Here is a 13,995-nt window from a genome sequence, read left to right as displayed (position 1 = left end):
TTTTGTATTTCATTCATGATGTAACAAATCGCCGCCTATCGGCCGATTCCGGGAGAAATTATGCGTAAATCGATTATCGCGCTTGCAGTGTTTTGCTCGGTGTTTTCAGCGTTCGCTCAAAAAACCTTTACGGTTTCGGAATTCAAATCTTATGTCGAAAATTATAAAATCGCATCCGGTGCCGAGAGCGAAACCGTTTCAATAAAAATAAAAGACGTGCTCTCTTCCGAAACGCAAAACAACTTGGTGACGCTGACGTGGAAAACCAAAAATTCCCAGAACCTGTATTTCGATTTGGATCTGTCGGAATGCACTTATGCAGACGACGATTGCATACTCGAGCTTTTTCACATCAAAAATGTGCGCAGATGCGTGCTGCCGATGAGCACAAAATTTCTCCGTTATTTTGACTGTATGCAGCTCGAAGAGATAACGCTTCCCGACGGGCTTGAGGAAATTAACTATAACGCATTTTTTGACGTGCCTTCATTAAAGCACATCGAAATTCCTGCAAGCGTGCGCTATGTCGGAGCTTGTGCTTTCGGCGATTGCCTTTCGCTCGAATACATACTAATCGATAAAACTGCGAATACGAAAGACTGGTCGCTTGCGTGGAACGCGTGGAACGACGCAAAAATCGTTTATTCGGACGAAAAAGATTTTTCCGATAAAAAGACCGATAAAAAAAACGATGAGCCGCCTGCAGGGAAAAGAGGTACCGTCGCTTTTGACCATGCCAATTATCACATGTGGGACGATATCGCTTATACGATAACGCTTGCAGAAAAGCCTGCGAAAACGCAAAAGGCGAACATATTCGTATACGATGTGCATAACGGAGGTGAGCTCATGGGTACGCTTCCTATCAAAATCAAAAGAAATAAAACGGTCTATACTTTTACCGGCGTTCCGACACAACACTTCGAACTTCCGGAAACCGATTTGATTTATACGATATTGAAAGAATGTCATGAGTATTGGGCAAAAATGAGATTCATCCTCGTATTAAAAAACGGCGACAGAATCGATTTGGCGGGTTCGGCAAGGTGTTATGTAACTCTGCCGTAGATTTTTTTAAGTGATATTTTTTCTACAGATATTTTTTTCGAACGTTTCCAAAATCTGCGATACGTGATAGAATACGCGCTATGGCACAAAATGGACGCACGCGCGGGCGAAAAACCGTTTCGCGATCTTCGACTCGAACAAAGTCCCCCCCTCGTCGGATTCAAGGCAAAAAACATAAAATCGTATTTTCTTCCATGCAGACGGCGATCCTGTGTGTTTTGATCGTCGCCGCCTGTTTTGCAGTCCTCATCGTCAATTCGGGGCGGAATCCGAAAAACACCGCCGTTGAACATCAGATCGCCTCACAAAATGCGGATAGTGCGGGCGATGCGTCGCGCACGGCGGAGGCTCGGCAAAACGGCGATCGGCAAAGTTCACAAAAGCCGCAGCAAAGCGCGGGAAATTCCGTTGCGCGGCAAAGCTCCGGACGGGAAGAGACGCGGAGCGATGTGCCGAAAAAAAACACATCTGCGGGGGCTTCAACCGAGCGGGAGCGCGTGGTCGAAGCGCAGGTTCGCCGAAGCGCGGACAATAAATCCTCCGGCAGCGCAAAGCCCTCGTCTTCCGCGCCCAAGGGGCAGCCGGCAAATCCCCCATCCGTAAAACCGCTTTCGTCGGTAAAGCCGTCGTCTTCCGCGCCCCTGTCTCCCGCAGTACCCGCCTCGCCTCTTCCCGACATTCCGCAGGCGGTAAACGGCGCAAAGCTCGTTTTCGTATTCGACGATGCGGGACAGAGCCTTTCGCAGCTTGAAAAATTCCTTTCGCTCCCCTTTCCGATCACCGTGTCCGTTTTGCCCAAGCTCGTACATTCGAAAGCGTGCGCCGACAAAGTGCGCGCATCGGGCAACGAAGTGATGCTGCACCAGCCAATGCAGGCGGTAAACTTGAACGTCAATCCCGGCCCCGGCGCGGTTACGGCGGATATGCAGACGTCTTCGATCGAAGCGCTTATAAAAGAGAATATCGCCGAAATCGGGCCTGTCGCCGGGATCAACAATCACGAAGGCTCTCTCATCAGTGAAGACGAAATGAAAATCGGAGCTGCGATGCTTGCGGCAAAAGAGAGCGGCGTCTTTTTTCTCGATTCGCGAACGACGAGTCAAACGCGCGTACCGCAGGCGGCTATGGCGCTCGGCATACCCTACTATTCGCGGAACGTGTTTCTCGACAATACCAAAGACCGCGAAAAAATCATCCGCGAACTCATGCGCGGCATCGGCATTGCGAATGCGAACGGCGCTGCGATCATGATAGGGCATATATGGTCGGCGGATATTTTGCCGGGCATATTGATCGAATTTTACCCCGTGCTGAAAAATAAGGGATATGCGTTTACGACGGTGAGCAATTCCGGCGCGCTTATCCGTCCGTAGGCTGTTTGGAGCGATTATGAAAGTTCTCGGTATCGAATCTTCATGCGATGAAACGGCGGCGGCGATCGTCGAAGACGGCCGCGTTATTTTAAGCAACGTCGTTGCGACGCAGATCCCGTTTCACGAAATATACAAAGGCGTCGTCCCCGAAATCGCGAGCAGAAAGCACGCCGAATGGATTTTGCCCGTCGTAAAGCAGGCGTTCAAAGAAGCCGGCCTTTCGCTCGGCGACATCGATGCGGTCGCTGCGACGAACCGTCCGGGATTGATGGGCGCTCTCCTCGTCGGTTTGACTTACGGCAAAACGCTCGCATGGGCGGCGGGAAAACCCTTTATCGCGGTCAACCACATGCTCGGTCACCTTTACGCGGCGCACCTTGCAAACGATATCGCCTATCCGTATCTCGGTCTCCTCGTTTCAGGCGGTCACAGCATCATCTGCAAAGTGTACGGATTTGACGATATCGAAGTGCTCGGTACGACAGTCGACGATTCGGTCGGCGAAGCATTCGATAAAGTCGCCAAGTTTTACGACCTCGGCTATCCCGGCGGCGTCATTATCGATAAACTTTCGAAAGAGGGAGATGCGCGCGCATTTTCCTTTCCCGTTCCCAAGCTTGACGAAAGCGAACACCGCTACGACGTTTCGTTCAGCGGATTGAAAACCGCCGTCATCCATCAGCGCGATCTCTTTTTGAACGAAGGCTTCGAGCCGACGACGGAAAATATGTGCGCATCGTTTCAGGACGTTGCGTGCCGCACGCTCACGTCGCGCCTTTTCCGCGCGGTGGAAGACACGGGTCTTACAACCGTCGTCGCAGGCGGAGGAGTCGCCGCCAATTCGCACTTGCGCGCGCTGCTCGCCGAACGGCACGATATCACGTGCATATTTCCGCCGCTCAAACTCTGCGGCGACAACGGCGCTATGATCGCAGGCGTCGCCTATCATTTTTTGCAGCGCGGCGATACGAGTCCGCTCAACACTACCGCTTGTGCGCGCATTTCTCAGTTCAAGCGCGGATTGGAACAGGTGCGGAGGCGATAGCGATAACGCGGTGATTGCGCTTTATATTACGGGTGTATATTCCGCAAAGCACGGGGAAATGTGATCGTTTTCCATAAAATGCCTTTCACATCCGCACTTTTCCCCTGTTCTTTTTAATGTCCGCGCGCAGTTTTTTTATCTTCAAGCGCCGTTCTCGCGATGCCTTTGTGGGGCATGTCGCTCGCCGCTTTTTTTCGATCCGCGCCGCTGCCGTAATTTTCGCTTCGATGCGAGAGAGCGCGATTTTTCTGTTTCGCTCCTGAAAGCGTTCGTCCTGCACGTCGACGGAGATGACGCCCGCGTGTATGCTTTTTGCGAGACGCTGCATGACAAGTTCCCGCTCAGCTTCCGACAAGCCTTCGATTTTTTCGAGCGCTACGGATGCGTGTACTTTCGTGTTGACTTTGTTTACGTTTTGTCCGCCGGCTCCGCTCGATCGGGCGAATGTCATTTCGGTGTGGAGCGCGATGCTGTCGTGCAGTTTTTGCCTGTCCATACGGCGAGTATAGCACAATCCGCTCTTGTGGTAAAATATTTTTTGCCGTGCTATACTTTCGGCCATGCCGACGCAGAAGAATCTGACCGGAGGACTTGAAAAAAAATATATCGTATATACGTGTTTGTCTCCGTTTACGATGATCGGAGAGGTTGTCATGGAGACGGTGATTCCGTACATCATGTCGCGCATCATCGACGTAGGCATCGCGCAGGGCGATATCGCTTATGTCATGCGTACCGGCGGTATTATGATAGGCTGTGCGATCGTTTCGCTTTTGTGCGGTACGGCCGGAGCCTTCTTCGCGGCTTCCGCCTCTCAGGGATTTTCCCACAACCTCAGGCGAAAGCTTTTTGCAAACGTACAGGATTTTTCCTTCGCCGATATCGATGAGTTCGGAACGGCTTCACTCGTTACACGTCTTACCGTCGACGTGACGAATGCGCAAAACGTGTATCAGACGCTCATCCGTCCGAGCGTGCGCGCGCCCTTTATGCTCGTATCGGGTACGGTTATGGCATACGTCATAAATGGCCGCCTCGCATCGATTTTTCTCGTTTCGATTCCGATTTTAATAATCGCCATCGCCCTCGTTTCTTCGAAAGCGTATCCTCGATTCGGAAAAATGCTTGCAAAATACGATGCGCTCAATACGATCATTCAGGAAAATCTCATCGCGATCCGAGTCGTAAAAGCTTTTGTGCGCGGAAAATTCGAATGCGAAAAATTCGCTTTTTCGGCGGACGCCGTAAGACGTGCGCAGGTTTCGGCGGAAAAAGTTGTTTTATGGATTTGGCCCGTCATGCAGATGACCGTGTACAGTACGATTATCGCTTCTCTGTGGTTCGGCGGCAATATGATAATTGCAGGCGATATGAAAACGGGAGAGCTCGTAAGTTTTCTTTCGTACATCACGCAAATCCTCATGTCGCTTTTAATGCTCGGCATGATTTTCGTTTCGCTCGTGCTTTCCCGTGCGTCGATCAAGCGCATAAACGAAGTGCTCGATAAAAAAAGCTCCGTCGCATCTCCCGATGCCGGACTGAAAATTATTAAAGACGGTTCGATCGATTTTGAAAACGTATCGTTCCGTTATTCCGAGAGCGCAGGCAGCTTTGCCCTTGAAAACGTCAATCTGCATATTGCAAGCGGTCAAGTCGCAGGCATCATCGGCGGTACCGGCTCTTCGAAGACGACGCTCGTTTCGCTTATTCCCCGCTTGTACGATGTAAGCGCCGGTACGGTAAGGGTCGGAGGAGAGGACGTGAGGCGCTACGATTTGACTTCTCTCCGAGACGGCGTTTCGACGGTGCTGCAAAAAAACGTTTTATTCAGCGGTACGATAAAAGAAAATCTCAAGTGGGGCGATAAAGAGGCGAGTGACGAAGCGATCGTTGCGGCGTGCAAAGCGGCGGATGCCGACGGTTTTATCGAATCTTTTCCGTTGGGTTACGATACGGTTCTCGGACAGGGCGGCGTCAATATTTCCGGCGGGCAAAAGCAGCGGCTGTGTATTGCGCGCGCATTGTTGAAAAATCCGAAAATATTGATTTTCGACGACAGCACGAGCGCAGTCGATACGGCGACCGAAGCGCGCATACGCTCCGCTTTAAAAACTTCGCATCCCGAGACGACGAAGATCATCATCGCGCAGCGCATTTCATCGGTGCGGGACGCCGACGTCATCTTCGTACTCGACGAAGGTAAAATAAACGGTTTCGGCACGCATGAAGCATTGTTAAAATCGAATGCGATCTATAGAGAAGTGTACGAGTCGCAGCGGACGGCCGGGGACTAGGGTATGCCGGGAGCAAAACGATTCGAAAAAAAAGGCTATGCGAAGCCGAAGCACGTGCGCACGACATTGAAGCGGCTCGCGTCTTATATGGGGCGATACAAAGCGCTGTGGATTGCGGTTTTCATCCTTATCGCCGTAAACGCAGGATCGAGCGTCGTCAGTTCGTATGCGATAAAACCCGCGCTCAACGACTATATCATTCCGCTTATCGGAAAACAGGATCCCGATTTAACGAAATTTATTAAAATGCTTGCCCTCGTTTTTGCGATTTTTGCCGCAGGCTCTTTCGCTTCATGGGGCAGTTCTCGTATCATGCTGCATATTTCGTCGGACGTGCTTTTCCGTATCCGAAGCGATTTGTTCAAAAAACTTGAAACGCTCCCGATAAAATATTACGATACCCGGACGCACGGCGAAATCATGTCGCGCTTTACGAACGATATCGGTACGCTGCGCGATGTATTCAGTCAGAGTTTGATGCAGCTTTTTTCGTCGGCCCTTACCGTCTCAGGCATATTTGCAATGATGATTGTGCTGAGTCCCGTGCTCACGCTTATCGCCGTCGCTTCGATTGCGCTCATCATGCTGCTCGCCGCTTTTGTCGGAAAAAAGAGCGCGGGCGCATTCCGCGATCAGCAAAAAAATATCGGACGGGTAAACGGCTATGTCGAAGAGCTTATCGAAGGGCTGCGCGTCGTCAAAGTGTTCAATCACGAACGCGAAGCGATTGCCTCTTTTTCTTCGCTCAACGGCGAGCTTTGCGCTTCGGGGATCCGCGCGAATGCTTACGCGGGTATGCTCATGCCGCTTATGGGAAATCTTTCGCACGTTCAGTACGCGCTCGTCGCGGTCACAGGTGCGCTTTTCGTCATCGGCGGCAAGCTCGACTTGGGTTCCATAGCCGCCTTTTTGCAGTACACGCGAAATTTCAGCCGGCCGATTACGATGATGAGTCAGCAATTCAACGGAATATTGAACGCGCTCGCCGGTGCGGAGCGGGTGTTCGCGGTTATCGACGAAGAAGGCGAAAAGGACGAAGGAACGCTGTGCCTCGTCAACGCGTGCGAAGCGCGCGACAAATTCGGGAAGGCGAAGCTCGTGCAGTCTTTCGCATATACCGGCGAATGGGCGTGGAAAGATCCCTCCGATACGAAATTGATACGATTGCGAGGCGATGTCGCCTTCGATCACGTGAGTTTCGGCTATGACGAAGGAAAAACTGTTTTGCACGACATCTGTATGCGCGCCTTGCCCGGACGGAAAATCGCGCTCGTCGGCTCAACCGGCAGCGGAAAGACGACAGTGATAAATCTTTTGACACGCTTTTACGACGTCGCCGAAGATTCGGGCAGCATCACGTACGACGGTATTCCGATCAATAAAATTAAAAAAGAGGATCTGCGCCGTTCGCTCGGCATCGTGCTGCAGGACACGCACCTTTTTTCCGGAACGATACGCGACAATATCGCTTACGGTAATTTGGAAGCAAGCGATGCGCAGATTATCGCTGCTGCCCGCCTTGCAAATGCGGACGCTTTTATCCGCAGACTTGAAAAGGGTTACGATACCGTCATTTCGGGCGACGGCGGAAATTTGAGCCAAGGACAAAGGCAGCTCATTGCGATCGCGCGCGCTGCCGTCGCCGATCCGCCGGTGCTCATCCTCGATGAAGCGACGAGTTCGATCGACACGAGAACCGAAATGCTCATTCAAAAAGGTATAGACAGCCTTATGAAGGGCAGAACGGTGTTCGTCATCGCGCACCGCCTCAGCACCGTCCGCAATGCGGATGAAATCGTCGTACTGGAACAGGGTACGATTATCGAGCGCGGTACGCACGATGAACTCATCGCTTCCGGCGGCCGCTATTATCGCCTGTATACGGGCAGCGCGATTTTGGAGTAGGGGAAATGCCGGAACCGCGCCGTTAAATCGATCGTGCGGGAAGCGTATGCGAAGTCAAATCGTACGTGTTGACTATATGCATAAAAACGGCCATACTGTCCTTATGTGTGCCGCCGCTCGAAAATCGATTCGATACGACGATATCGGCAGAATAGACGCTCCGCAAATCTGCGCCCTGCCCGGCGTGCTCGACAACATAAGCAGGGAAGGCTGCAAAGTGCATTATCCCTTTCTCGTTGTCATAGACCTCGACAGCGATTATGAGATAAGGGTGATGCCTTCGCACATTTCGGGCGAAATGCACAAAACCGCTTTTACGCTGCTCTGTCATCCGCGCTGGGTAAAAGAAGACAGAGGCGCGACGGAAATCGGCTTCAGTATTCTCCGCTCTCCCGATTCCGTATACCTTTCCGAATATGTCGCAGGCCTTTCCGACGCTGCCGATGAACAAAGGGTCGAAAATCAAATCGTCGGCTCCGTATGCCAAGTAGTGTAAAAAAATTACCGGGCGCCGCATTTTTATCGTTTCCCGACATGTACGATATGCTCGTCTCCGAACTTCGCGAACGTTTTTTTTGCGATTTACGCGATTCCGTGCGATACGGAGATCTGCTCTATGTTCCGCATATCGATAATTTATTAATTAATAATTTTAAAGGCGATGCGAAAGAAAACGGAAATACGCTTTCGGAAAACGGCGCTTCGAGTCTTTGCACGCCGTATTGGTGCCGCACGGCTATGCTTTCGCCTCTTGTGATCGGTTTCGATTCGATAGGAGATGCGGCGCACGCTCTTACCGATATGCAGCGCTCTTGGGCTCCGTATCAGTATCGTTTTTTTAGGCGCGCTTCGCTTATTCAGGAAAAACTTCCGTATGTCAATCTCAAAGAACGCATCTTTCCCGTGCGCATACCCGCATCTCCCATCGGGTTGTATACGCTCATCGGAGAACATGAGATGCTCGCATCGGAAGCGACGACGAGTCTTTTGCCTGCCGGTGCGATTCGGTTTACGGAAAATCACGAAGATCCGCCGAGCCGCGCATATTTGAAACTCTATGAAGCGTTGACGCTTATGCGGATTTTTTTCGGGTGTGAAGCGCCGTGTGCCGGAGAGCGCTGTTTCGATGCGGGTGCAAGCCCCGGCGGTTGGACGTGGGTGCTTGCCGGTTCGGGCTGCATGGTGTTTTCGGTAGACCGTGCGGAGTTGGCGCCGGGGCTTATGAAGCATCCCCGCGTCGAATTTTTAAAGCACGATGCCTTTACGCTCAAGCCCGAGGATGTCGGAGCGTGCGATTGGGTTTTCAGCGATGTGATATGTTATCCTTCGAGGCTCTACGATTGGATCGGCACATGGCTTTCAAGCGGGCTTTGCCGGAATATGATCTGTACGATTAAAATGCAGGGCGATATCGATTGGCAGCTTGTGGAAAAATTTGCAGCTATTCCCGACAGCCGTGTCATACATTTGAATTATAATAAGCACGAACTCACGTGGCTGCACTGCGGAAAATAAACGATGCCGCTTCGGCGGCCTGTTGTTACGCGCGGCCTGCCCGATAGATCGCAGTGCGTTTCGACGCGGACGAAACCCGCTTTTTTCATCAGGTGAGCGGCTTCTTTTGCATTGTATTCGCCGCTTTCGAGAAAAAACACACCGCCTTGCGTAAGGTGCTCATACGCTTGCACTACGAGGCGCCTCGTGATCGCAAGACCGTCCGAGCTTTGCCGTACGCCGAGCGCGCCGTCTGCATCTCCGTCGAGGGCGAGAGCCGGATCGCCTCTTCCGTCTTTTAATAATTCCGTCACTTCATCGGACGGCACGTAAGGCGGATTTGCGAGTATCGCGTCGAAGAGGGAGAAGGGCGAAAGTGCATTCAGCAGATCGCCTGAGGCGAATGCCGTGCGTTCGAACTGCGCTTTTGTTAAAAGCCGAGATGCGTTTTGCTTTGCGATTTCAAGAGCGCGGGAAGAAATGTCGGTAAGCGTAAGCTCGCAAAAGATTCCGCACTCGTTCAATTCACGAGCTGCCGCGATACCGACGCAGCCGCTTCCCGTGCATATATCGGCGATGCGGAGCGTATCGTCGGTTTGTCCCCCTTCGTTTTGTTTCGTCGTTTCGGCGTTCTTTTTCGACGCTTCGGCAGTCCGTACCGCTTTGCCGGTACTCGTCGTTTTATTTCGTACAATCTCTTTGATGCCTTCGACCGCTTTTTCTACGAGCGTTTCGGTGTCCGGCTTCGGAACGAGGACGTCTTGTGTGACGATAAAATCGAGTTTATAGAATTCTTTGTGCCCCGTGATATAGGCGACTGCAAGCCCCGTTTTGCGCTTCTCAATCGCGGACATAAATGCGCCGTACTGCGCATCCGTCAAATTATCGTTTCGGTATGCGAGTAAAAAAGATTTCGAACACTTGATCGTGTGCGATAAAAGAACGTCCGCATCGAGCGGAGCCGTCGGAGAATTTGTTAATTTTTTTATCGCTTCGTCTCTTGCGTTTTTGATGGTCACGCTTGTATTCCGCCGCCGTGCGTTCTTATCCGCTAGTCGTGTTCGAGTTCGCTTACGTCCGCTTTAAGCTGCTCTTCTTTTGCATACACGTTGAGCGCGTCGAGCATTTCGTCCATATAGCCGAGCATAAACTGGTCGAGCTTGTACAGCGTCAAATTGATGCGGTGATCGGTCACTCTGTTTTGCGGGAAATTGTACGTGCGGATGCGTTCGCTTCTGTCGCCGCTCCCGACCATCGATTTCCGCGCCGCGTCCCGCTCCGCCCGTTTTTTGCTCTCTTCCAAATCGAACAAGCGCGCACGCAAAACGCGAAACGCTTTCGCTTTGTTTTTGATTTGGCTTTTTTCGTCCTGTTGGATGACGACGAGCCCCGTCGGAATATGCGTGAGGCGTACTGCGGAATCCGTCGTGTTGACGCACTGTCCGCCGGGTCCGCCCGCCCGCATCACGTCGATGCGCACGTCTTCCGGCTTGATGACGATATCGGTTTCGCTCGCTTCGGGGAGGACTGCGACCGTCACCGTGCTCGTGTGGATTCTCCCCTGCGCTTCCGTTGCGGGAACGCGCTGTACGCGGTGTACGCCGCCTTCCCATCTGAGCGTGCCGTATACGAATTTTCCGGAAAGCGAAAACGAAATCTCTTTATAGCCGCCCACTTCCGTCGGCGTCGAATTCATAATTTCGTATTTCCAGCCTTTCATCTCCGCAAAGCGCGCGTACATTTCGTAGAGGTCGGCGACGAACAGCGACGCTTCGTCTCCGCCGACGCCGTTTCGTATTTCGACGATGATGTTTTTTTCGTCGAGCGGATCCGGCGGAATGAGTTTTAATTTTATTTTTTCTTCGAGCAGCGGCTTTTGTTCTTCGAGCGATTTCAGCTCTTCCCTCGCCATCTCTTTCAGATCGTGATCGTCTTCGTTCGTGATCAGTTCGGTATCGCTTTCGATGCCGTCGAGCATTTTTTTGTATTCGCCGTATAATTCCATGAGCTCGGACAGATGACCGTGTTCGCGCATAACGTCTTTGTATTTTTCGACGTCTTTAACAAGATCGGGATCCATAACGCGCGCGCTTAATTCGTCGAAGCGTTTTTTGCAGTCTTCGAGTTTTTTCAGTAAATCCATAGCGTTTTATTGTATAGTTTCCGAACGATTTTTGCAATGAAACGAAAAAACATGAAACGAAAAAATATCGAAAAAATTATTGAAGAAAAATATTTTCCGCCCCCTTGTTGTTTTTCACATACGTCATCTCCGTCGCGGCGTTCGCTGTAGCGGTACGTATGAGAATAGTATATACTTAATTTTATGAGCAAAGCTGATAAGATTTTTTTTGCGATATGTTTATTGCATTTTTGTCTCTTGCCGTTTGCTGCGGAAGAAGCGGACACGGTTACGGTTTTCACATGCTCTGCGGAGCCTGCAAAAAATCGATACGTGCTTGTCGTCGGTGCCTACGATTGGGGTCCCGTCGCCGATACGGTGATAATGAATACCGGCAAAACTTTTTCGGCCGATGCCGTCAGAGCGAAAGATTTTGAAGTTACGAAAATTTTTGCGCCGGAAGAGCAGGCGCGGCGCGGTTCCGGTTTTTCAAAAGGCGAGCGCGATGTTGTCGACGCGTATCTTTCCGACTCGCGAGGCAATAAAATCGAGGGCGAAGGAAATCATATAACGCTGAAACTTTCCGTTGAACCGGAGGAATCTTCCGGAAATCCTTTTATAAAAGCCGTCTTCTATACGGGGACGCTCTACGGTTTAAAAATTGAAAACGAAAAACTCGGCTTTACGATAAAAAAACGGAGTGCCGCCGTATGTCCTGAGGCTGCGCGCTTTACGATGTTCGATTTTACATCCGGCGATACGGATATGCAGTATGCGTTTTGGACGCCGACAAATTCCGATCAAAGCGATAAAAAAATTCCGCTGATCGTTTGGTTTCACGGTATAGCCGAAGGCGGCAATAATCCGTATATGCCGATTTTGGGTACGAAGGCGGTGAACCTCGCGGGGCAAAAAATACAGTCGTATTTCGAAAACGGCGCGGCAGTCCTCGTTCCGCAAGCTCCGACGGCGTGGCTCGAATCGACAAGTGCGGGTGCCGGAGGAACGCGGCTTTGGGTTCCCGTCGATATTGAAGGAACGGCAAAAAACATACTGAATCCGTTTCTCAAAACAGCCAATGCTATTTTTAAAACCGATTTGAAAATCAAATCCGATAAAAAAAATCCCGTGGCAAGCGTTTCATATTACAGCGAGGCGGTAAAAGGATTGATCGACGAATGTATTGCAGAGCATCCGTACATCGACCCGGATCGCATATATGTCGGCGGCTGTTCGGCCGGCGGTTATATGACGCTCAATATGCTTTTGCAGTATCCCGATTTTTTTGCGGCGGCTTTTCCCGTGTGCGAAGCGTATCCCGATAAAAAAATTACGGACAGCCAGCTCGGCGAACTTGCGAAAGTTCCGCTGTGGTTTACGCGAGCAAAAGACGACGACACAATTAAGATGGAAAAGTACGACGGCGCGACCGTATCGCGTCTGCGAGAATTGCATCCCGAAGATTTGCATTACGTCGTTTACGACAACGTCCTTGATCTAAGCGGCGCCTATAAAGACAAAAAAGGCAATCCGTATCGCTTTGACGGACATGCGTCGTGGATATACGTTTTGAACGACGATGTCGAAGATGGGGGCATAAAGCTGTTCGCGTGGCTTGCTTCACGGCGCCGCTGATACGTGTGCCGTAGCGACGCATTATGTCGGCGCTTTCTTTTCCGCTGTATACCGACGTGATAGTTTTTTCAGCCGTGCGGCAATGAGTTTTTTCAATGCCGCCGGTTTCACCGACAAAACGTTTTCTCCGTAACCGATAAAATACTGCGCGATAAACGCTTCTTCGCCCTTGTTATAAAAGCCTTTGACAATATAGCCGCCGTGTTCCGTATACAGCTGCATCGACGGATAGTGTTCTTTGTAAAAGAGATCGGCTCCCTTTTCCGAGACGGCGGCTTCGAATTCGACGGCGCCCTGAGTTTTGTACAGCGCATCGGCGCTTTTAATAAATTGTGAAAGAGGCTTCGCTTTTCGGCGATCGTTCGGTGTGAGCGACATAATTTTATCGCAGCGAAACACGCGAGGTCTTTTCGTTTCGAAATCGTAACCGGTCGCATACCACTGACCGTACGAAGCCGATATGTCGAAAAATTGAACGACGTATGCGGTTTTTATGCCGTTTTTCGCGTAGCTGACGGAACACACCCGCTCTTCGACGGCGGATCGTAAAACATCGCGCAAAAAACGGCAGCGATGATTGTGGCGCACGGCGTCGAATGTAAAAACTTTTTCCATGCGGCGCAGCATCCGTATCTTTTCGGGCGCAAGACATCTTTCGAATTTTTCTTTCAGCTTATCGACGCTCAGATGAAAGGGCGTCGTTTCGTATGCTCGAAGCGTGCACATGGAAAAATAGAGGGCGAGCACTTCATCGAGCGTAAAAAGAATCGGAGACAAGAGCTTGTTTTGCAGTATGCGGTAAGCGCCGTTTCTGCCGTATTCGGCATATATCGGCATACCGATGTGTTCGAGAGAGGCTATATCGCGGAGCGCCGTGCTTTTCGATATGTCGTAGCGACGCATTATGTCGGCGAGTTTAAACGAATCTTTATCATTTAAAAAGAACATCATATCCTGCAAGCGTTCCGATTTGTTCACGATGCACTTCCCTGTAATAAGATTTTAAAGGTGTCGTAATATGACACCTTTTTGCAGTATACTGCGATCGTATGATAAAAT

General features: G+C 50.9%; 12 protein-coding genes. 8 read left to right on the top strand and 4 right to left on the bottom strand.

Annotated features, from left to right (window positions below; genetic code table 11):
• Positions 1-60 precede the first annotated feature (60 nt).
• From IZU26_RS02490 to tsaD, 3 genes are all read left to right on the top strand, one after another.
• Positions 61-1,068, top strand: coding sequence for a leucine-rich repeat protein (locus IZU26_RS02490; protein WP_433276520.1), 1,008 nt, complete (start codon positions 61-63; stop codon positions 1,066-1,068).
• Positions 1,069-1,148: 80 nt separating this feature from the next.
• The gene (locus IZU26_RS02485; RefSeq protein WP_433276518.1) at positions 1,149-2,441 is read left to right on the top strand and encodes a divergent polysaccharide deacetylase family protein; all 1,293 of its coding nucleotides are present in this window, start codon (positions 1,149-1,151) and stop codon (positions 2,439-2,441) included.
• Positions 2,442-2,457: 16 nt separating this feature from the next.
• On the top strand, positions 2,458-3,486 hold the full coding sequence (tsaD, locus tag IZU26_RS02480) for a tRNA (adenosine(37)-N6)-threonylcarbamoyltransferase complex transferase subunit TsaD (protein WP_433276516.1): 1,029 nt from the start codon (positions 2,458-2,460) through the stop codon (positions 3,484-3,486).
• 85 nt (positions 3,487-3,571) lie between these two features.
• On the opposite strand, the gene arfB is transcribed toward tsaD, so the two are convergent.
• Positions 3,572-3,982 carry an alternative ribosome rescue aminoacyl-tRNA hydrolase ArfB gene (arfB, locus tag IZU26_RS02475; protein WP_433276514.1) on the bottom strand — a complete coding sequence of 137 codons (411 nt, stop codon included), beginning with the start codon at positions 3,980-3,982 and terminating at the stop codon, positions 3,572-3,574.
• Between the two features lie 64 nt (positions 3,983-4,046).
• Between arfB and IZU26_RS02470 the strand changes: the two genes are divergently transcribed.
• The 4 genes from IZU26_RS02470 to IZU26_RS02455 all read left to right on the top strand — a co-directional run bounded on the left by IZU26_RS02470 (position 4,047) and on the right by IZU26_RS02455 (position 9,200).
• Positions 4,047-5,780 carry an ABC transporter ATP-binding protein gene (locus IZU26_RS02470; protein ID WP_433276512.1) on the top strand — a complete coding sequence of 578 codons (1,734 nt, stop codon included), beginning with the start codon at positions 4,047-4,049 and terminating at the stop codon, positions 5,778-5,780.
• Between the two features lie 3 nt (positions 5,781-5,783).
• Complete coding sequence (locus tag IZU26_RS02465) at positions 5,784-7,685, top strand: ABC transporter ATP-binding protein (protein WP_433276509.1); 1,902 nt, start codon at positions 5,784-5,786, stop codon at positions 7,683-7,685.
• A gap of 103 nt (positions 7,686-7,788) precedes the next feature.
• Entirely contained in the window at positions 7,789-8,181 is a 393-nt protein-coding gene (locus IZU26_RS02460; protein ID WP_433276506.1) for a hypothetical protein, read from the top strand.
• Positions 8,166-9,200 carry an SAM-dependent methyltransferase gene (locus IZU26_RS02455; protein WP_433276504.1) on the top strand — a complete coding sequence of 345 codons (1,035 nt, stop codon included), beginning with the start codon at positions 8,166-8,168 and terminating at the stop codon, positions 9,198-9,200. Before IZU26_RS02460 ends, IZU26_RS02455 begins: the two co-directional genes overlap by 16 nt.
• Here the strand turns inward: IZU26_RS02455 and prmC are convergent.
• Together prmC and prfA are read right to left on the bottom strand one after the other, a co-directional pair.
• Positions 9,158-10,198: a peptide chain release factor N(5)-glutamine methyltransferase gene (gene prmC, locus IZU26_RS02450; protein WP_433276501.1), complete on the bottom strand. Its 1,041-nt coding sequence runs from the start codon at positions 10,196-10,198 to the stop codon at positions 9,158-9,160. The genes IZU26_RS02455 and prmC overlap by 43 nt on opposite strands.
• A 32-nt stretch (positions 10,199-10,230) precedes the next feature.
• A complete protein-coding gene (gene prfA, locus IZU26_RS02445) occupies positions 10,231-11,322 on the bottom strand; it encodes a peptide chain release factor 1 (RefSeq protein WP_315326627.1) in 1,092 nt (363 codons plus the stop codon).
• A gap of 183 nt (positions 11,323-11,505) precedes the next feature.
• On the opposite strand from prfA, the gene IZU26_RS02440 reads away from it, so the two are divergent.
• On the top strand, positions 11,506-12,936 hold the full coding sequence (locus IZU26_RS02440) for a prolyl oligopeptidase family serine peptidase (RefSeq protein WP_433276498.1): 1,431 nt from the start codon (positions 11,506-11,508) through the stop codon (positions 12,934-12,936).
• A 21-nt stretch (positions 12,937-12,957) separates the two neighbouring features.
• Here IZU26_RS02440 and IZU26_RS02435 read toward each other — a convergent pair whose 3' ends face one another.
• A complete protein-coding gene (locus IZU26_RS02435) occupies positions 12,958-13,914 on the bottom strand; it encodes a helix-turn-helix transcriptional regulator (protein ID WP_433276495.1) in 957 nt (318 codons plus the stop codon).
• Positions 13,915-13,995: the final 81 nt, after the last annotated feature.

Origin of the sequence: Treponema sp. SP13 (genome assembly GCF_050938355.1) — a bacterium.
Taxonomy (GTDB): domain Bacteria; phylum Spirochaetota; class Spirochaetia; order Treponematales; family Treponemataceae; genus Treponema_D; species Treponema_D socranskii.
Note: the sequence above shows the minus strand (reverse complement) of the source record. Positions and strands in the feature narration are given on the sequence as shown.

Coding starts and splice junctions, on each gene's coding strand:
- IZU26_RS02490 (WP_433276520.1), top strand. CDS start 61: ATGCGTAAATCGATTATCGCGCTTGCAGTGTTTTGCTCGGTGTTTTCA.
- arfB (WP_433276514.1), bottom strand. CDS start 3,982: ATGGACAGGCAAAAACTGCACGACAGCATCGCGCTCCACACCGAAATG.
- IZU26_RS02485 (WP_433276518.1), top strand. CDS start 1,149: ATGGCACAAAATGGACGCACGCGCGGGCGAAAAACCGTTTCGCGATCT.
- IZU26_RS02460 (WP_433276506.1), top strand. CDS start 7,789: ATGTGTGCCGCCGCTCGAAAATCGATTCGATACGACGATATCGGCAGA.
- tsaD (WP_433276516.1), top strand. CDS start 2,458: ATGAAAGTTCTCGGTATCGAATCTTCATGCGATGAAACGGCGGCGGCG.
- IZU26_RS02440 (WP_433276498.1), top strand. CDS start 11,506: ATGAGCAAAGCTGATAAGATTTTTTTTGCGATATGTTTATTGCATTTT.
- IZU26_RS02465 (WP_433276509.1), top strand. CDS start 5,784: ATGCCGGGAGCAAAACGATTCGAAAAAAAAGGCTATGCGAAGCCGAAG.
- IZU26_RS02455 (WP_433276504.1), top strand. CDS start 8,166: ATGCCAAGTAGTGTAAAAAAATTACCGGGCGCCGCATTTTTATCGTTT.
- IZU26_RS02470 (WP_433276512.1), top strand. CDS start 4,047: ATGCCGACGCAGAAGAATCTGACCGGAGGACTTGAAAAAAAATATATC.
- prfA (WP_315326627.1), bottom strand. CDS start 11,322: ATGGATTTACTGAAAAAACTCGAAGACTGCAAAAAACGCTTCGACGAA.